A 19,461-nucleotide genomic window follows, 5' to 3' on the forward strand; every position below is an offset into this window, starting at 1 on the left:
TTAAAACAATAATTTATCTTGAGTACGATTATGTCGCCTACGGTAACGGTTCCTATTTATCAAACAATTTACCGTCTAGGCACACTGTATTCAGGTTATAGATTGGTTATTGCTTTTTGCTTAGTCATTATTTTTCTGATTACTCTTGAAAACCAACCCGTACATTACGAATATCCCAGTTTATATTTTTATTCTCTAACCGCGTTTACTGTAATCGCAGCATTACAAATGATGCTGCTCAAATTCTATCCGCATGGTGTGGGGCAGCAATTTATTGGTTTTTTTATTGTTGATATTCCATTTCTAAGTACCTTGGTATTTGCCCTCAATGGGCCAAATTTAGCCATCAGCATTTTGTTTGTCATTGCCGTTTTTACCGCGAATTTTCTGCTTAGTAAAAATAAAGCGCTATTCGTAACACTGGTTTCTGTGATTGCAATTATTTACCAACAGTTTTTAGGCAGCTTCTTCGATTTTTCAAATTTAAATAATATTAGTAACAGTGCCTTATTGGCTTTTTTATTTTTTATGGTTTATGGCATTGGGCAGATTGCAATTAATCGCTTCCAAGTTTTAGAGTCGTTAAATACCTATCAATCTCTTGAATTATTTAAGTTACAGAACATTAACCGCTATATTTTAGAACAGATTGAAGTCGGTTATTTGGTGCTCGATGAAAAGTGCAAAATTATCGTCAGTAACCCTGCAGCCTGTTTACTTTTGGGCATTTCACCACTTTACGCACATGAGCAATATCATTTATCCAGCTTTCAACCGGACTTATATGAAATTTTAAAAGATGCCATGTTACGTGATGGCGAACGCTTTCAATTTGAATCCCATCAATCCTCGTATACAGTCGATATTCGCGTACAAAAATTGATTGTTCCGCATCAAGCACTCACGCTTTTAGTCCTCGAAGATGCACAAAAAATTAATCAAAAGGTACAACAACTCAAACTTGCCGCACTGGGTCAATTATCGGCCAGTATTGCCCATGAAATTCGCAATCCGCTTGCCGCCATTGCCCAGGCCAACGACCTGTTTATCAGCAGTGACCCAGAACAGCAAACCATTTTAAATCAAATGATTACCAAACAGACCATCCGTATCAATAATATTATTAAAGATACCTTAGATATGGCAAAAAATAAAAAGATCCATACCTCAAAAATTAATTTTCAAGAATTTGTTGATGACTTATTACGCCATGATTTAGGGGATGCTCAGGAAAAAATCAAATTAGAAATTCAAGCTGATGTTTGGATCTATTTTGATGATTCTCATCTTCGACAAGTTCTAATCAATTTAGTGCGTAATGCATTACGTCATAATGATCAAAATGCTGAACACATTTTAGTACAAACGTTTAAAAATGAATCACACGTATATATCGATGTGATTGATTATGGGAAAGGCGTCACAAAACAAGATCTTTCGCAATTATTTCAGCCATTTTTTAGTACCGAAATCAATGGAACTGGTTTAGGATTGTACCTATCGCAGACGATATGCGAAGCGAATCAAGCGAAACTAATTTACGTAGAGCAAAAACAACAAGGGGCATGCTTCCGTATCGAATGCCCACTCATGGATTAGATTAGGTTTTTGGGGATATGACTACACGACAACCATTGGTTTTACTTGTAGATGATGAACAAGATTTATGTATGTTAATGCAAATGAGCCTTTCTCGAATGGGCATCAAAACGCATATGGCACACCATTTACAACAAGCCAAATATTTTTTTAGTGAATATAAATATGATGCCTTTATTACCGATTTAAACCTCCCTGATGGCAGTGGTTTAGATTTGGTTAAACATGTATCGCAGCATTATCCTAAAACGCCTATTGCAGTCTTAACTGCATATGGAAATATGGAAATTGCGATTGCCTCTCTCAAAGCAGGTGCTTTTGATTTTGTCAGCAAACCGATTAACCAATTACATCTGCAACAGCTTTTACAAAAAGCTTTGCATGTACCACAGTTAAGAGAAACGATCAGCGATGCGCCGCTTGAGGAATCAATGCTCATCGGCGATTCACAGGTGATACGTAAGTTAAGAGAATCGATTAAAAAAATTTCCCGTTCACAAGCACCTGTGTTTATCACCGGTGAATCTGGAACAGGCAAAGAGGTTGTTGCTAATCTCATCCATCTACTCAGCAACCGCAGTGATAGCCCTTTTGTTGCGATTAATTGTGGTGCAATTTCTGAAGACTTGATGGAGAGTGAGCTGTTTGGGCATAAAAAAGGCTGTTTTTCAGGTGCAACTCAAGACAAACAAGGCCTTATTCAAGCTGCCAATGGTGGTACTCTGTTTTTAGATGAAATTGCAGAACTTTCTTTGGCCATGCAAGCCAAACTGTTACGAGCTTTACAAGAAAAGAAAATTCGTCCTTTAGGCAGTGATACCGAAATCGAAGTTGATTTCCGTATTATCAGTGCTACACATCAAGACATTGAAGCATTCGTTGAACAAGGCAAATTCCGCCATGATCTGTTCTTTAGAATTCATGTGATGGATATTGTCCTGCCGCCATTGCGCGAACGTGATTGTGATATTCTGATTTTAGCCAACCATTTTCTTCAGCAAATTTGTACAGAGTGGCGTATTTCAACCAAGTCTTTTACTGAACAAGCCAAAGCTTTTCTTTTGCAACAGCATTACTCAGGCAATGTTCGTGAATTACGCAATATCATTGAAAAAGCCATTACCATGAGTGATGAAGACTATATTGATATTCAACAGCTACAACCTGCTCCACATCGTGGTATCAACAAAGTCGAATCACGTGATCCTATCCAAAGTCAAGTCTTGCCTATCGTCACCGCGAATAAAGCCCAAAACATTCCAGAAGAAGGGTTGGAGCAATATTTGGAAAAAGTCGAAAAAGAAGTGCTGTTATCTGCATTAAATCAAACCCATTGGAACCGCACTTTAGCTGCTAAGAAATTGGGCATGACATTTCGCTCTTTACGCTATCGTTTGAAAAAGTTTGGTTTAGATACCGATGATGATGAATAGAAGCAACCTATAGCCATCAACATCATAATATCAACCAACTCAAGCGCTTTTGCTTTTTACATGGTTACAGCGTGGCGACATGGATGTCGTCGTTGAGTAGAAGTACTGAATCCAGCGCTTACTCAACATAAGATTTGGTCATGTCCAGTCTGAGCAACAAGCAAGTATTTGATTAGTATACAGTACAAGCTAAAGGATCACCGAAACAACGTGATTTAAATACGTAATGTCAGATGTAGTAGCACAAACTGCTACAGTGTTATGAATTCAGTTTTACATTCAACTTTATCTATCACGATGTTTTAATAGTTGATCTGCAACATTATTTAGATAGGTTTCTTCTTTTTGATCTAAAGTCCATGGATATTCCAAATTAGGCCGAATACCCTGCCCATCAATCATATTGCCATTTGGCGTATAATAATGCGAAACCGTCATTTGCAAAGCAGCCCCATTTGGCAATGGAAATAACTTCTGTACAACGCCTTTTCCATAGCTTTTTTCACCTATAACCCAAGCACGTTGATGTTCTTTCATTGCAGCGGTAAAGACTTCAGCTGCAGATGCTGAACGACCATTAATCAAAATACCTAATTTAGTATTGGACGACTCATCACCCGGTAAGGCTTGGAATTGTTGATTGCCTTCTGAACGACTTTTGGTAGAAACAATCGTTCCCTGAGTTAAAAAAAGATCAGCCGTTTCAACAGCGGCTGAGAGTAAACCACCTGGATTATTACGTAGGTCGAATAATACAGCTTTCATTTTTTGGGTACTGTATTCTTCAATTAAACGTTTAATTTCATTGGCTGTATCTTGTTGAAAAACTTTAACTTTAAGCACTAAAACCTGATTATGCAACATAATCGGCTCTATATCAGCCACTTCTAATTTGCGATTTCTGACCACCGTGATTGCTGGGCTTTTTTCATTCAGTTGCAACTGAAAAGTTGAACCAATTGAGCCATGTAATAAATCTTCGACTTGTTGGGCATTTAAATTTTTAAGTTCTTGATTTTCAATTTTAAAAATGGTGAATCCATTTTTTAAACCGAGTTTAAATGAGTCTGAATTATCGCGTAAATTCTTGACTTTCCATTGATGAATATGACTATCAAAAGCCAATTCAAAGTCAGCAGTCGCAAGGTCACTTTCCGTATATTGCATCAACTGTTTATATTCTTCAGGACTTAGATAACGCGAATAGCGATCTAAACCACCCACCAGCCCTTTGATTGCCTGCAAAAACAGAACATCATCAGGTTTTTCCTGAACATAATTGTCTTTGACGATGCCGTAGATTTGTACAAATTGCTCAATCGATTCAATGGGCACTTCAGCAATACTTTCTTCGACATCACCATCAAAATCAAGTGCGGCAGCATTTTCTGCTGCCCGAACGGAATGGCTTCCACAGGCCAACAATCCTGTTAATACAGCAATATATTTCCAAGCTTGAGCCATTCATACACCTAGTTTTTAATAATGATAATTTTATGCTTTCAATGTAATCAGATTACGGCCTTGCATTTCTGTCGGTACAGGGAGATGCATTAAACTTAAAATAGTCGGTGCAACATCTGCTAAAACCCCACCTTCAGCAATCGTGGCTGAGGTTGGTCCAACATAAATGAAAGGTACAAGTTCAGTGGTATGCTGCGTATGTACTTGACCACTTACATAGTCCTGCATTTGCTCTACATTACCATGATCAGCAGTAATCAACATATGACCATGCTTTGCCATCACTGCTTCATATAAACGACCAAGACTGATATCAACAGCTTCAACAGCCTTCACTGCTGCATCAAACACGCCAGTGTGACCTACCATATCGCCATTGGCATAGTTCACCACCAAGAGATCAAACTCACCTGAATTGATTGCATCAACCAACTTGTCGGTGACTTCTGGTGCGCTCATTTCAGGTTGTAGATCATAAGTTGCAACTTTTGGTGATGGGATTAGAATCCGTTTTTCACCTGGATACTCATCTTCACGACCGCCACTAAAGAAGAAGGTCACATGTGCATATTTTTCTGTTTCTGCAATACGTAACTGAGTTTTGCCTAAAGAAGATAAGTATTCGCCAATTGAATTTTTTAAACCTTCTGGCATATATGCCACTGGTGCATCTATCGTCGCTTGATAACGCGTTAACATCACAAATTTAGATAGATGGGGTACAACTTTGCGTTCAAAACCTGCAAAGTCTTTTTCTACAAATGCTTTAGTAATTTCACGTGCCCGATCCGCACGAAAATTCATAAACACCACACTGTCGCCATCTTGGATTTTGGCCATTTCACCAATACGGGTTGCTTTAACAAATTCATCATTTTCATTGGCTGCATAGGCTTGCTCTAAGCCCTCAACGGCTGAATCAACAACACGTAAAGCTTCTCCTTCAGTCATCAGGCGGTAAGCTTGTTCCACACGATCCCAACGATTATCACGATCCATTGCAAAGTAACGTCCAATCATGGTGGCAATACGCCCCTGATTTGGATACTGTGCAAATACCGCATCGAGTTTTTCTAAAGAAGGTTTTGCACTCCGTGGTGGTGTATCACGACCATCTAAGAACGCATGTAAATAGACTTTTGCCCCACGCTTCAAAGCAAGCTCACACATTGCAATAATATGATCTTGGTGAGAATGGACACCGCCCTCTGACAATAATCCCATAATGTGCAATGCACCATTTGCCGATTTGGCTTTTTCTACAGCATCAATCAGAATTTCATGCTCGAAAAAATCGCCGGTCCGAATATCTTTGGTAATACGAGTAAAATCTTGATACAGCACACGACCTGCACCCAAGTTCATATGACCAACTTCAGAATTACCCATTTGTCCATCTGGCAAACCGACATCTTCACCTGAACCAGAAATTAAACTATGCGGATGCTTGTCTTGCATCATGGTTAGATTCGGCGTTTTTGCTGCTAAAAACGCATTATCTTCGACCGCTTCACGATGACCCACACCATCCATAATCACTAGAACGTGAGGGATTTTGCCAGCAGTTGCATCCGTCATGATTTACACTCTTTACTGTTTACAAATTAATCGTTACATCTTACCGTTTTTTTACGGCAGACTCTATCCTCAGATTATGGCAAAAACAAGTTGCCATGATCTAAACTTCTTATCTATCTGAAAGATCATTGTTCAAAAAAACAGATCCATTAAGTTATCTTGCTCTATACAACAAATAACTTCCGATGCCAAACATCAATATAATTGGTAAGAATACAAACCAAGCAGGAGAAGGTGCATAGACCAAACTTGCATAACCCAAGAAGTCTTGTATGTAATAAAAACCTAGACCAACAAATAATGCGATCACTAAGCGAAAGCCCATCGATTGTTGACGTAATGGCCCAAAAATAAATGAACATGCAATCAAAACCAATGCAAGCAAAGCAAATGGTGAACCGACATTTTTCCAAAAAGCCAAAAGATAAGTCTTTGGTACTTGACTGTATTCATGCATATATTGCATAAAACTCAATAACTGCGTAGGTGCTAAGTCTTCTGGATTAATGGTCACCATATGCACATATTTAGGTTGCAATGCGAGTGCTAAATCCTCTTGATTTTTATTTACAACTTGAGCTTGACCATTGGCCAATAAATTGACTTGAGCACTTTGTTTTAAATTCCATTGTCCTTCTTTTAAGAACTGCCCTTCTTCTGAATTTAACAAAGATTTCATTCGATAATTATCGTCAAAATCGACAACTTGAACTTGTTTTAATGTCCCTTTTGAATTGGCATAATCAATATAAATAAAGCGTTGTCCTTCACGTGTCCAATAGCCTTTCACCTCTCCTAGCGTTGCTACACTACGATGGCTTTTAATACTTTTCGCCTGTTCATTGGTATAGGGAATAACGAATTGAGTTAATAAAAACGAAAGGATCACCAAAAGCATAGCAGAACGCATGACCCAACCGACAATACGCCATAAGCTAATGCCTGCTGCTCGCATCACAATTAATTCACTGTTCGAAGCCATTGAACCTAAACCCAGTACAGCACCGATCAATGCTGCAATAGGAAGAATCTCATACAAATAACGAGGTGCCCCCCATAAAACATATTGCAATGCATTCCAAGCCGTATAGCCTTGTTTTAGATCACCTAACTCACCCAAATAGGTGAATAAAATCTGTAAGCTAGCCAGTACTGCCGTAGCACCCAACATGGCAAGCAATGTGGTTTTAGTCACATGTTTTGCGACAATTCTACGTGCTAACATTATGATTTTACTCGCTGTATTTGCTTTTTAATTTTAGGTGCTAATTTCTGCTTTCTTGAAAATAGAGCGGCAGCGGCAGCATAGAATAATAACACTGCGGGATATGCCCAAACACCCACCTCATCTTTACTAATACGGGTTCGTATTGCCATGAGCGCCACAATTAAACTGGCAAAAATTAATAATGCTGGGAAAAGTTTGAGATAACGACCTTGTCTTGGGCTTACTTCACATAGTGCTGTTGCTAACATTAAGGCGACAATGATAGAAAACGGAACAAATAAGCGCCATCCCAATTCACTTGCCACAACAGGGTCATTTTTATTTTCAAGCAATTTACCAAAAGTTAGCCCTTCTACTTCATCACTTTCAAACTTAGCTTCTTTATTATTTTCTAAACGCAAACGATAAGTTTGGAATTCAGTTTGACTGTATTTTGGTGTTCCAGGGTAAATTTCATAACGGCGGCCTTGAACTAAATCGACAACACTTGCTGTTTCATTGGCAATTTCAATTCGTGTTGCTTCCTTCGCCAAAATCATAACATCAGGTTTACCTTCTTTTTCAGCACGTTGATAAAAGAAAATATCTTTAAGATTTTTGCGATCTTCGGATAAAGAGCCGGCATAAATTGTATAAGCCCCTGAGGAAATAAACTCACGTGGCCGAACCAAATCAAAGCCCGTTCGGACTGCTTGGGTAGAAATCAGTTGCTCATATTGACGGATTCCCCACGGAGACATCCAGATCATTAAAACAGTTTGTACACACAAATAAATAACAGTCAGTGGAATCAATAATCGAGCGACTTGAATACGGCTAATACCACTACCGTTCAGTACAGCCATTTCATGATCGACATATAATCGGCCAAAAACCAGCATCAATCCAATAAAGAAACCCAAAGGAAGAATTAAAGTCAAAAACTCAGGTAAACGAAAACCGATAATACTCAACAGAATACTCGGATCTACACGCCCCATAGCAGCTTGACCAAATCGTTTAATCAATTGCCCACCCATCATAATGACTGTCAATAATGTGACAACCACAAGAGAGGTCGAAACGACTTGTTTGACAAGGTAACGTCGAATAATCAAATTAATCTTCCAAATAAGGGTAATATCGTGATGTAGCGCTAGTTTACCCGAAGTTAAAATTATAAAACTAGATTGAAATTCTACCATTTGAAGTGGTTCAATGGTTTAATGATTTGAAATGTACAAAAGGCACAAAGACAACACATGAAACTTACGATCAATACGTCATTTTCAGCGTCTACATCTAGCCAGTCGTTATTTATTCTGGTGGATTCTGAAAACGCTAAACAAGCTCAAGAAATATATAAAATCAATGACTTGAGCAACATAATTGAAAACACTCAATTCAAAGCAAGTTTAAACGAAACTCTACCACTTATCGGAAAGCTAACTCAAGTTACGCAATGTACTTTAGTCGGCATAGATAAAGCCTCCGAAATTAAAGCCGCGAAATTAGCAAAAATCGCACAAACCATTATCAAAGCTTCACAAAAAAAATTCCAAAAAATCAGCATTGATATTTCGGCTTTGCCGTCTGAGTTACATTATCTATTTGCATTAAATTTGACGCAAGCTGCGTATGCTTATGATGAATTCAAATCGAAGAAGAATGAATTTACTTTAGAAAATATTGAATTTATTGCAACGCAATCGAGTCTGAGTGCAGAGCAGATCACGCTTATTCAAGCTGTTCAAAAAGGACAAAACTTTGCTCGTGACTTAGGCAACTGCCCTCCTAATATTTGCTTCCCTGAATATTTAGCAGAACAAGCACATGCTTTAGCAGCTGAATTCCCTGAGCTTTTACAAGTGACTGTACTTGAAGAACAACAACTTGCTGATCTAGGCATGCATGCTTTTCTTGCGGTAAGCAAAGGTTCTGATCGTCCAGGACGTGTGATTACGCTTGAATATAAAGCCAATCCTGATCAAGCACCGATCGTGCTCGTGGGTAAAGGTGTGACTTTTGATACAGGTGGTATTTCATTAAAACCAGGCTTAGGCATGGATGAAATGAAATTTGATATGTGTGGTTCAGCATCTGTACTGGGTACGATTCGTGCACTTTGTGAAGCGAAACTCCCGATTCATGTTGTCGGTGCAATTGCCGCTGCTGAAAACATGCCTTCTGGTCATGCAACTCGCCCTGGTGATATTGTAACCACCATGAGTGGGCAAACGGTTGAAATCCTGAATACTGATGCCGAAGGGCGTTTAGTCCTTTGTGATACCTTAACCTATATTAAGCGCTTTAACCCTGCATTAGTGATTGATATTGCAACACTGACTGGTGCTTGTGTGGTGGCTTTAGGTTCAGTCGTTTCTGGTTTATTTACACCAGATGATGAACTTGCAGAAGAAATTACAGCAGCAGGACACACTGCATTTGACCGTGTATGGCGTATGCCCGTATATGACGATTATCAAGAACAACTTGATTCGCCATTTGCCGATATTGCCAATATTGGTGGTCCAAAAGCTGGCGCAGTTACAGCAGCCTGTTTCTTACAACGCTTTACCCGTGACTATCGTTGGGCGCACTTAGACATCGCTGGTACAGCATGGAATTCTGGTGCAAATAAAGGTGCAACCGGCCGTCCAGTACCATTGTTGATGCAGTTAATAGCCAACCGTGTACAAAAGAATGGCTAAAATTAGCTTTTATTTATTTGAAAAAAGCCCTGAGCGACAGGTAGAAAGTGCCTGTCGTTTATGTCGTAAAATTTTACGAAATGCAGCCAAAGTTTGGTTGCATTGCCCTGATGTAGAAATGCAGCAACAACTGGATGAACGTTTATGGAGTTTTGATCCGACCAGTTTTATTGCGCATGGAATTGATCAAATTGATGCACCGATCTGTATTTCTTCAAGATTACCTGAGTCTTTAGACTGGATTGTGTTTAATTTTAACAATCAAGCACTTGAACAAGTGACACAATTTAGTCACATTATAGAAATTATTGAAAATGCTGAATCAGCAAAACAAATTGGTCGAGAGAAATATAAAGCCTATCGACGAATGGGTGTTTCGCCTCAAACATTTAAACTTTAATTCTTCATTCTCATTTTATATCAAGGAGATGCGTGGTGACATTAAATGTCGGTCAAGATTTTAAAAAGCGCTGGTTAGATACGCCTGAAGCCGTACGCCAAACTTTTGTAGATGACCTTAACCGCATCTGTGACCTTCTCAGCCCTACAACAAATGTACAGGACTGGCTAAGTAATGACCAACGCCAAATGCAAGTGGCGCAACTCCAAGTTGAACAAGCCTATGCTGAGCTAAAAGCCCAGCTGATTGAAGAAGCACGTATCCTTAGACAATTGGCACTTGAAAAATCTTTAGCTGAAAAAAGAGCATTACAGCACGCATATAATTTAGAACTACAACAAGATGAAATTCAGCAGTTTGAACATCAAAAATTGACCTTACAAAATTTACGTCAACAAATTGATATTGAAATTTCAGAATATAGTGAAAAATACACTAAAAATCCTGATTATCCAGCAATAGATTATGCCAATGGGCAATTCCGCATCACAGATGCACAAATGACTTCAGAGTTGGAAAGTGTTCGTCTACGTCTTGAGTTAGAAGCAGAAACGCTAATCGAAGAGAGCTTAAATGCTTTACGTAGCAAACTGCAAACTGCGGCAAAAGAAGAGATTGAATATATTTTGGCAAATTCGAATTTCTCGGCAGACAAAAAATAATAAAGTTTATTTATTTTAATCGGATATCCAAGTTTACTTGTCACGAAAATGCAATATTAATGTCACATGATAGTCATCTCGGATGGCTTTAATGCTTATGTGTACAGGTTAAAAATATTTTAAGTGATCAATTCAGTGAATTTTTATTTTCAAGATAAAAATTTCCAATCACTTGAATCAGGATGAATAAAATGGATCTGCTTAACCATATTTCGAACCAAATTGCGCGACTACATTCAGGTGAAAAATGGACTGTTTCTATACAAGACTTACTGATTAGCCGTGTAGATTTTCAATCACTTTCAGTATTTCTTTCTCGGGAGTCTGAAAAAGGGATGTTCTCACTGACAGATACACACAAACTAAAATCACGCTTTGAACATACCTCTTTGACCATTATCAAAAACTAATTAAGCCTGATACTTTGTCTCTTTCTCAAAGCAAATTCTAAGATAAACCAAAGTCTCATTTCGGCTTTGATTTATCTAAATGTAGTGTGGAAAAACAAGACCTCAACAGATAATTTTTGAAATTAGCTTTGCTTCAACCCTCAAGGTCTCATTGTTGTTTTGATCAATTTCAACCAAATATTTTCCATTGGAATAAAAAATAGAATTGTCTTTTAAAGCAAAACTCATCACACCTTTTTTTAATACAATCATTTCACCAGAAGCTGTCATTTTGATCAACTCCCACGAATTTGGAATCATCCCAGGATATTTTTCGCCCGCCTTCTGATTACGTTCTAAATTTTGCTGAGCCTTAATCAAATTACCTTCAACAAATAGTTCTTCTTCTGACTTTTGCTGCGATTTGGCTGGATTATTTCCAGACGTTGTTTTTAATGATTCACCTGTATAGCGTTGAGTAAAGAAATCTAACCACCCTACAATCGCACGAATAATTTTAAAAGGAGCAACAATAATATCTTTAAATGTCGTTAAGGGAGATTGAGGAGAACCATCACGGGAATAGGGGCGTTTAATAAAATACAAATTACCCAGCCCATCCATTTTTGGTTTAAAGAAATCAAACTTTGGATCTGAAGCGATTGTTTGCAACGCGCCTGTTGCCATATCCAAATGAAAAATTTCTTTGGGACTATAGGCAATACGGTATTCACCATAGGCTAAACCACACGAATCATAATATAACTGCATGGTATCTCGTGGATCAAAACATGGATTTGAATCCTGACAATCTCCTTCGGTCAAATACTGTGTTCGATTGGCGTCTAAAGGTAGAATACAAATATGTCGTTCATAGCCCTGTGTGTTAACAGATAGTGCTAAACGCTTTTTGGACTCATCATAAGCCATGTCCTGCACCACAAAATCATTCTTTCTTAACACTAAGCCTTCGGTTTCTTGTAAATCTGTCAATGATTTGATGTTGATCGAAGTGCCTTCTTGCAAACAAGCAGTATAAATCATTTTATGATCAGCGGTCAGAGCTACATCTGTTGGGAAAATATGGGTTAAATCCACCTCATCATCTTGTGAAGATGTTCGCATGAACTGTGCACCCGTACCTTTGGTTTTCCAATCTTTACGTTGTTGAATCTCAACTAAATTCTTTTTATATAAGTCAATGGATTGGCATTGAACCGTAATACTTTTATTTCCATCCAATAAATACAAATTTTGATTCGATAAATAAAGCAATGCTGCCATGTATATTCCTTAATTTTACCTGCACCTGCAATGACGTGTTTCTCAATATTCCAGTTACAGTGTTTCTTGTAATTTGATTAATTTTCAATATAGCACAAGGTGATGTTTAGCGATTTGTATTGGTTTTCATCAATCTTTCTATTGTACTAACTTTCAAGCGCAAAAAAAGCCTTTCACGAGAGAAAGGCTTTGATCTATATACTGCATTATATTGCGCAGATTAAGGCTGTTTTAAATATGGCCACGCTGCTTTTAAATAAATAAACATCGACCAGAGTGTCAAAATGACAGCGGTATATAACAAAGCATAAGCCAATATTTCAAGCGGTTGCCAATTTAATAAAAACACCGTGATCGCAATCATCTGAAAGGCTGTTTTATATTTACCTACCGTGGAGACTGCTACATTGGTACGCGCACCTAATTCAGCCATCCATTCACGTAGTGCTGAAACTGTAATTTCACGTGAAATAATCACAATTGCAGCAAATGCCATAGTGATTGATGGTTGCCACTGCACTAACACAATCAGTGCTGCTGCCACCATTAATTTATCTGCAACTGGATCTAAAAACCGCCCAAAAGCTGAGGTCTGATTTAAAGTTCTTGCTAGATAACCATCAAACCAATCTGTGACTGCAGCAACAACAAAAATTGCAGTCAAGATAATATGACGCGTCATACCACCTGTATGTCCAGCCACTCCAATTGCAGGTGGCCAATAGGCAATAATTAAAAAAACAGGAATTAACGCGATTCGAGCAAGCGTCAAGATATTTGGAATATTCAGGATACGACCTGTAGTCATAGACACCGCCAGTGAGTCCCCTACTTACCCGAATGAAGGTAAATAATAATTTAGAGTAAAGCTCTATTTCCTTAGTACTTTAAACGATTCACATTAAACTGTCGACTAGGTAAATACCGTAACCGTCTGTCTTGCAATCGCAATGAGTCGATTTTGTTCATCCCAAAGATAGGCATGTTCAGTTGCATATCCATGCTCAGCAAAGTCTGTAAACACTTTATACTTAAACCAATCATTCAACTGATTTTGTAAAGGATGGATAAACGTCACATGCCAAGTTAGTGTACTTGCAGGTGCTGGCAATTTAAACATCGGCAATACACCAGGTGGCCAAACATCCATTAAGGTCATGATATCTGAAACATTCATTGCTCGATTGGCATGTAGCTCAGGGTCAAAACGACACCAACCTGAAAAATCAGGCTGCTTACTGCCTGACATTGGATAATTCCCTTCAGTCCATGCCAGCTGGAAGTTCTTTACACACTCAGGAAAGGGTAAATATTTAGGGACAATATTAATCTGGTCAAGTGGCGGAAAATCAGGGGCTTGAGGCTCTAAAGATACTTGAATTTTAGAATCGCGTTGGCTACCAAAACTTGCAATTAAAATACTTTGCACAGCCTCATTCTGCCACAGTCTGACTTCAATTGTAGTGACTGATTTACCCTGTCTCAAGATTTCAGCAGTTAATTTCACTGGTGTTTCTTCAACAGGCCCAGCAAAAGTGACACTACAACTCAACAACTTTTTAACTGGATCGTGAATGGTTGCAATTGCTTTATAAACCAACATACCCGCTACAAGACCGCCAAAGATCGTGCGCCCCTGCAACCACCCTTGAGGAATATCAATCCACTCTTCTTGTTCAATCTGCTGAAATAGTGATTCTAATGACATGATCCGTCCAATTTTTCGATCTTTGCTGTACTGTTTCATATTTGACGCGAGATGAAAATGATCAGTGACTCATGCGTCAATGGTTGTTTTGGCAAATGCTACTCATCATCGAGAACAATAACGACGTTATTCATGCAACACTTTATAAATCATTCGTGCCATAACATCACCCAAACCTGGAACATTTTTTAAATCATGTTCAGAAGCTTTAAGTACCCCTTGAATCCCACCAAAATGAGTCAGCAAATCACGACGACGTTTTGGACCTAAGCCCGGAATAGCCTCAAGTATCGATCCTCCACGACGTTTATCTCGCTTAGCACGATGCTTGGTGATTGCAAAACGATGCGCTTCATCACGGACTTGCTGAATCAAATGCAGTGCTTTATGGTCTTCGGGAAGCTGAATCTTAGTGCCGTCGGTAAAATGTAGTGTTTCTAAACCGGGTTTACGTCCTTCACCTTTGGATACACCCACCATAAATGCATCTAAGCCAAGCTCTTGCATAACATCCATCGCCATATGAAGTTGCCCTTTGCCCCCGTCAATCAGTAATAAATCGGGTAACATGGCTTTTTTATAACGGCGTGTTAACGCTTGCCGCATCGCGGCATAATCATCACCACCTGTAATATCTTCAATTGCAAATTGGCGATAATCTCGCTTACGTGCTCCGCCTGCATCAAAAACTACACATGATGCAATGGTCGCTTCGCCCATCGTATGAGAAATATCAAAGCATTCAATACGATCTATAGGACGACCACAGACTTGTTCTAGTTGATGAAAGCGTTCATTTAATTCTAAATGATTGGCTAGTTTTCCTTTAATCGCATGCTGAACATTCATCTCAGCCAATTCCAGCCATTCAGCACGAGTTTCTCGAACATTATGTTTAATCTGAATTTTCTTTTCAAATTGCTGATGTAAAGCTTCTTCCAATTCTTTTCGATCTGTAACATTTACATTAACAATGAGTTCGGCTGGAACCTCGTCTGCAACTTGGAAATAGAAATTGGCGATAAAATCAGACAGCATTTGACTCAAATCATCATCCAACATATCTGGAAAATAACTTTTCCCGCCCAGCATTTTCCCATTACGTACATGCATAATCTGTACACATGTCACACCCGCTTGATAGGCAATCGCAAGAATATCAGCTTCACCTTTGACTTTATAAATGGCTTGTTGTGCTTGTACATCACGGAGTAAGGCCATACGATCCCGAAAAAAAACTGCTTTTTCAAATTCTAGATTTTCTGCTGCCTGTTCCATTTTTTGGATCAATTCTTGGTTCAGCTCTTTGGTATCACCATTTAAAAAACGAATCGAATTTTGTACATCCTCATTATAGGCTTCAGGTGAAATCAAACCCACACAAGGCGCAGTACAACGTTTAATCTGATATTGTAAACATGGACGTTTACGCTGTGAGAAATAGCTGTTTTCACATTGCCGGACATTAAATAGTTTTTGTAGTACTAAAAGTGTGTCTCTTGCATTATAAGCACTTGGATAGGGTCCAAAAAACTTACCTACTTGATGTTTGCCTTTGCCTCGTCCTGAAGCAATCCGCGGATAAGGTTTATCTGCGGAGACAAAAATATAGACATAAGATTTATCATCGCGCAACATAATGTTATACGGTGGGCGATGCAGTTTTATCAGATTCTGTTCGAGTAATAAGGCTTCAGTTTCAGAACGGACTACGAGAGTTTCAATATTATAAATACGTGCAACCAAAGCCTGTGTTTTCGGGTGTTCAATGGTTTTTACAAAATAACTCAGTACGCGATTTTTTAGATTTTTGGCTTTTCCGACATATAATAATTCACCATCTTTTCCCAGCATTTTATACACACCAGGTAGCGTCGTCATATTGGCTAGAATCTTTTCGATATTTTCACGTGCGTTTTCGTTCACAGTAGGCTTTTAAATTTGGACTATAAATGGATGATGTAGTTAGATCATGCATTTTTCAAGTCTACTTGAGTGAATTACTTTTTCTTTCTATTGAATAAGATCTTGATTTTTATTTTTCAAATGACTGATAGATAAGCAACTTATCCTTAATATTGCAACTAAAATCTAAACAATCGTATTACTGTTGATCTGACAGATTAGATTATGAATATCTTTTGTGATCGATTCACATAAAACATCAACTTTCTTATAGAAATGAAATAAAACCAAAATTTCGAGAAATATAACCACTCTATAAATATTTGAGTTCTTCAGTATCAAATGTTACTCATCCACTAAAAAATATTTCATCCAATGACCAAGGAGCATAAATATAAGAACTCCCTCTCTAGTCAGATAATATTATGCAGCTCCTTCTGTAGAAGTACTATTAACCAAAAGCTTTCTGCCATTCATATTGTATTTTTCTGCTATTAAACCTTCATATCGGAAATGTTTTGTTTGGTATATTTATGTGCAAGAATCAAAAAAAGGATTATTTACAACCTTACTGAAAGCCTGCTGATCTCTTGGAGAAACAAGGACCTGTTTAATTTTCCCATCCTTGATATATTCAATTTTCAAACGATCTAAAGATAATGCAGGTGATGAAATCGAATTATTAGTTTTACTTATTTTCTGAATATTTGCCAATGGAATACGCCATTTTAAGAATAGACTATGAATCGTCAGTATTTCATCTTGAATGATATAACGTGTATTTAAAACTGGCCACCAAATCACCGCAATGGTTAAAATATAAACGACCGAATGCTCAGGATATTCAACCATTGTGCCCTTAGCATACATGGTAAAGAGTAACTGAATGAGTAGGCCTGTCATCGCGATTATAAAGCCTAAAATCCACCAATCAATTTTAGTATGAAATTTTTGCATAATGTGCTTCAAAGTTCCCCCATACAAAATACTATTTTACCTGAATTCTGACTAAAACATGACTATAAAATCATTGATTTACATAATAGAAAACGCCCTTACGAGCGTTTTAATTCTTGACTAAATTTATAAAAAATCAATTTTTCAAATAACGATCAAAAATTTCAGAAAAATCATAATTTTCGATTTGTCGAATACGCTGATTCGCATAGTCTTCAACTTGTTGTGCAGTCTGGTTAATGATTTCAGGTAAATTTAAAATTGCCTGCTCACTGAGCTCTCGCAAGTTAAACATTTTCTGAACATTGTCAGTACTTTGTAATAGTACATTACGTTTACGATTGATTTCTTTGCAGGTCTCACCAATGGTGAATAATGCTTTATATAGATCACGAATTTTCTCTATTTGCTTTTTATCAATATCAATAGAGAAGTGCTGATCACCTAACTGGAACTTAATTTCAGCATCTAAATCCACGGTACCTGCTGTTTCTAAAAGAACATTTTTCACAGGATTATGTTTGTACAAATAGCGGTACAACATGCGCTTTTTACTGATTGCACTTTTACCATCGAGATGCATAAAGGCGACATTAGTAAAGCAATATTCATCTGTTTTACTTTTGATTACAAAGAAAATTTTCTCGTTATCTTCATGAAAAATATAATCATCAATATCTGTTTTATTGAAATCATGCGGTTCAATAATTGTTCCAATATCACTCATACCCATCATTTCTGAGGCTAAATTTTTAAACATTTTGTGTTTTCCAGCACTTTTATAAATTATGAAAGTAAATTAAAAAAATCGAGCGTTAAACTCAAGTCAAAATTTGTTATTAAAAAACGCCCTGACGGGCGCTTCAAATCAAATCATTTTTTCAAAAAATGCAATGATCTGTGACATATATGGTCGAATAAAAATCAGGAAGAAAATCCCTAACATCAAGAACCACTTTAAAAAGTAATACAACTGACGATTGGATTTTTTCAAGGCTTTGGCTTTAATACGAATTTGATACACATAACCAAAAACTTTGTTTAACCCTCCTGTTTGATCCCCTGCTTCATTTGGAGAGCTGGCAGCAGTCATCACTTTTTTACCGAACCAGTGATTAAAGCGCTGCATAAATCTTGTTTTTAATGGGCGCTCTACATCAGCAAAAAAGATAATACGATTTTGGTCTGTAGTATTTTCTGCATAATGAATATAAGTTTCATCAAAAACCACACTTTCACCATCACGCCATGAATAACGCTGACCATCTACATCAATAAAGCAACGATCATCATTTGGCGTAATGAGCCCCAAATGATAACGTAATGAACCGGCATAAGGATCACGATGGCGTACTAATCGACTATCAGGTGCAAGCTCCGTAAACATTGCCGCCTTGATAGTTGGCAAATTTTTCAGCAATTCAGTTGTTTTTGGACAGAGTTCTGTTGCTGATGGATGCGCTGAATCATACCATTTTAGGTAAAAACGCTTCCAACCTGTTTTAAAAAATGAATTAAAGCCTAAATCATCATATGTACTTGAAGCCTTAATTCCACCTTTGGCATATAACGCTTGCGCCTCTTCACGAATCATTTCCCAGTTTTCATCTAACACTTTTAAATCTTTAAAATGTTGCGTGTCGATATACGGTTGATTCGGCACTTTTGAAAACATATACATGAGAAAGTTAATTGGTGCGAGTATCGTTGAATGGTCAAAAAATTGACGATAAAACGAATGTCGCACTTTACCGCGATTTTGGATATACAAAGCAGAAATCACAAAAATCGCCAATATGATCCATTTAATCATACAGCACTCTTTTCATTAATCAGGTTAATCAAGCAACATGTGCTGATAGAATTTTAAATCTCAAAAAGGGAGAATGTTTCTACAAATTATAACAAATCTATAAATCAAAAAGCCAATCGCATTAAAGCCTAAACTTTATAAACTACCTTACACAGCTTAAAATTGTTTAATAAAACACTCAATTGACCAAAATGACTAAAAATTCATTGGTAAAACCAGTCTATTACAATGTTCTTTTTCGATATAAAAGTCTTATCTTATGATTAAAAAAATTAATTTAAACATATGCTTCATTACATCATTTGAAATAACTACCTATTCAACACATAAATGGATAAGTTTCTGCAACAA

The 19,461-nt window shown here is 37.5% G+C and carries 17 protein-coding genes; 6 read left to right on the forward strand and 11 right to left on the reverse strand.

Annotated elements, in window-relative coordinates; all coding sequences use genetic code 11:
- Positions 1-30 precede the first annotated feature (30 nt).
- Together AC4CVF_RS17270 and AC4CVF_RS17275 are read left to right on the forward strand one after the other, a co-directional pair.
- The gene (locus AC4CVF_RS17270) at positions 31-1,599 is read left to right on the forward strand and encodes a sensor histidine kinase (protein WP_336952335.1); all 1,569 of its coding nucleotides are present in this window, start codon (positions 31-33) and stop codon (positions 1,597-1,599) included.
- A 17-nt stretch (positions 1,600-1,616) separates the two neighbouring features.
- Positions 1,617-3,032, forward strand: a complete 1,416-nt coding sequence (locus AC4CVF_RS17275; RefSeq protein WP_490789767.1) for a sigma-54-dependent transcriptional regulator — start codon at positions 1,617-1,619, stop codon at positions 3,030-3,032.
- 285 nt (positions 3,033-3,317) lie between these two features.
- Here the strand turns inward: AC4CVF_RS17275 and AC4CVF_RS17280 are convergent, their stop codons facing one another.
- The 4 genes from AC4CVF_RS17280 to lptF all read right to left on the reverse strand — a co-directional run bounded on the left by AC4CVF_RS17280 (position 3,318) and on the right by lptF (position 8,399).
- Positions 3,318-4,496, reverse strand: a complete 1,179-nt coding sequence (locus AC4CVF_RS17280; RefSeq protein WP_336952337.1) for a S41 family peptidase — start codon at positions 4,494-4,496, stop codon at positions 3,318-3,320.
- A gap of 30 nt (positions 4,497-4,526) precedes the next feature.
- Entirely contained in the window at positions 4,527-6,074 is a 1,548-nt protein-coding gene (gene gpmI, locus AC4CVF_RS17285; protein WP_336952339.1) for a 2,3-bisphosphoglycerate-independent phosphoglycerate mutase, read from the reverse strand.
- A gap of 154 nt (positions 6,075-6,228) precedes the next feature.
- Positions 6,229-7,299 carry an LPS export ABC transporter permease LptG gene (gene lptG, locus AC4CVF_RS17290; protein WP_336952341.1) on the reverse strand — a complete coding sequence of 357 codons (1,071 nt, stop codon included), beginning with the start codon at positions 7,297-7,299 and terminating at the stop codon, positions 6,229-6,231.
- Entirely contained in the window at positions 7,299-8,399 is a 1,101-nt protein-coding gene (lptF, locus tag AC4CVF_RS17295; protein ID WP_336952342.1) for an LPS export ABC transporter permease LptF, read from the reverse strand. The genes lptG and lptF overlap by 1 nt, the downstream gene beginning before the upstream one ends.
- 144 nt (positions 8,400-8,543) lie before the next feature.
- Between lptF and AC4CVF_RS17300 the strand changes: the two genes are divergently transcribed.
- The 4 genes from AC4CVF_RS17300 (at position 8,544) to AC4CVF_RS17315 (ending at position 11,464) form a co-directional block, all read left to right on the forward strand.
- Positions 8,544-9,992, forward strand: coding sequence for a leucyl aminopeptidase (locus AC4CVF_RS17300; protein WP_419326996.1), 1,449 nt, complete (start codon positions 8,544-8,546; stop codon positions 9,990-9,992).
- Entirely contained in the window at positions 9,985-10,392 is a 408-nt protein-coding gene (locus AC4CVF_RS17305; protein ID WP_004718406.1) for a DNA polymerase III subunit chi, read from the forward strand. Before AC4CVF_RS17300 ends, AC4CVF_RS17305 begins: the two co-directional genes overlap by 8 nt.
- Positions 10,393-10,427: 35 nt before the next feature.
- Positions 10,428-11,054 carry a cell division protein BlhA gene (gene blhA / locus AC4CVF_RS17310; RefSeq protein WP_490789768.1) on the forward strand — a complete coding sequence of 209 codons (627 nt, stop codon included), beginning with the start codon at positions 10,428-10,430 and terminating at the stop codon, positions 11,052-11,054.
- Positions 11,055-11,245: 191 nt separating this feature from the next.
- Entirely contained in the window at positions 11,246-11,464 is a 219-nt protein-coding gene (locus tag AC4CVF_RS17315) for a hypothetical protein (protein ID WP_336952344.1), read from the forward strand.
- 102 nt (positions 11,465-11,566) lie between these two features.
- On the opposite strand, the gene AC4CVF_RS17320 is transcribed toward AC4CVF_RS17315, so the two are convergent.
- From AC4CVF_RS17320 to lpxO, 7 genes are all read right to left on the reverse strand, one after another.
- A complete protein-coding gene (locus tag AC4CVF_RS17320; RefSeq protein ID WP_419326994.1) occupies positions 11,567-12,727 on the reverse strand; it encodes a hypothetical protein in 1,161 nt (386 codons plus the stop codon).
- A 220-nt stretch (positions 12,728-12,947) separates the two neighbouring features.
- Positions 12,948-13,535 (reverse strand): CDP-diacylglycerol--glycerol-3-phosphate 3-phosphatidyltransferase, encoded by a 588-nt coding sequence (gene pgsA, locus AC4CVF_RS17325; protein WP_004718416.1) that lies wholly within the window; start codon positions 13,533-13,535, stop codon positions 12,948-12,950.
- A 105-nt stretch (positions 13,536-13,640) separates the two neighbouring features.
- On the reverse strand, positions 13,641-14,435 hold the full coding sequence (locus AC4CVF_RS17330) for a thioesterase family protein (protein ID WP_336952346.1): 795 nt from the start codon (positions 14,433-14,435) through the stop codon (positions 13,641-13,643).
- A gap of 126 nt (positions 14,436-14,561) precedes the next feature.
- The gene (uvrC, locus tag AC4CVF_RS17335; protein WP_490789769.1) at positions 14,562-16,361 is read right to left on the reverse strand and encodes an excinuclease ABC subunit UvrC; all 1,800 of its coding nucleotides are present in this window, start codon (positions 16,359-16,361) and stop codon (positions 14,562-14,564) included.
- 510 nt (positions 16,362-16,871) lie between these two features.
- Positions 16,872-17,297 (reverse strand): PH domain-containing protein, encoded by a 426-nt coding sequence (locus tag AC4CVF_RS17340; RefSeq protein WP_336952348.1) that lies wholly within the window; start codon positions 17,295-17,297, stop codon positions 16,872-16,874.
- 136 nt (positions 17,298-17,433) lie between these two features.
- Positions 17,434-18,057: a PH domain-containing protein gene (locus AC4CVF_RS17345; protein ID WP_336952349.1), complete on the reverse strand. Its 624-nt coding sequence runs from the start codon at positions 18,055-18,057 to the stop codon at positions 17,434-17,436.
- Positions 18,058-18,165: 108 nt separating this feature from the next.
- Positions 18,166-19,110 (reverse strand): lipid A hydroxylase LpxO, encoded by a 945-nt coding sequence (gene lpxO, locus AC4CVF_RS17350; protein ID WP_336952350.1) that lies wholly within the window; start codon positions 19,108-19,110, stop codon positions 18,166-18,168.
- Positions 19,111-19,461 lie beyond the last annotated feature (351 nt).

This window comes from Acinetobacter sp. LipI_19 (assembly GCF_058242925.1).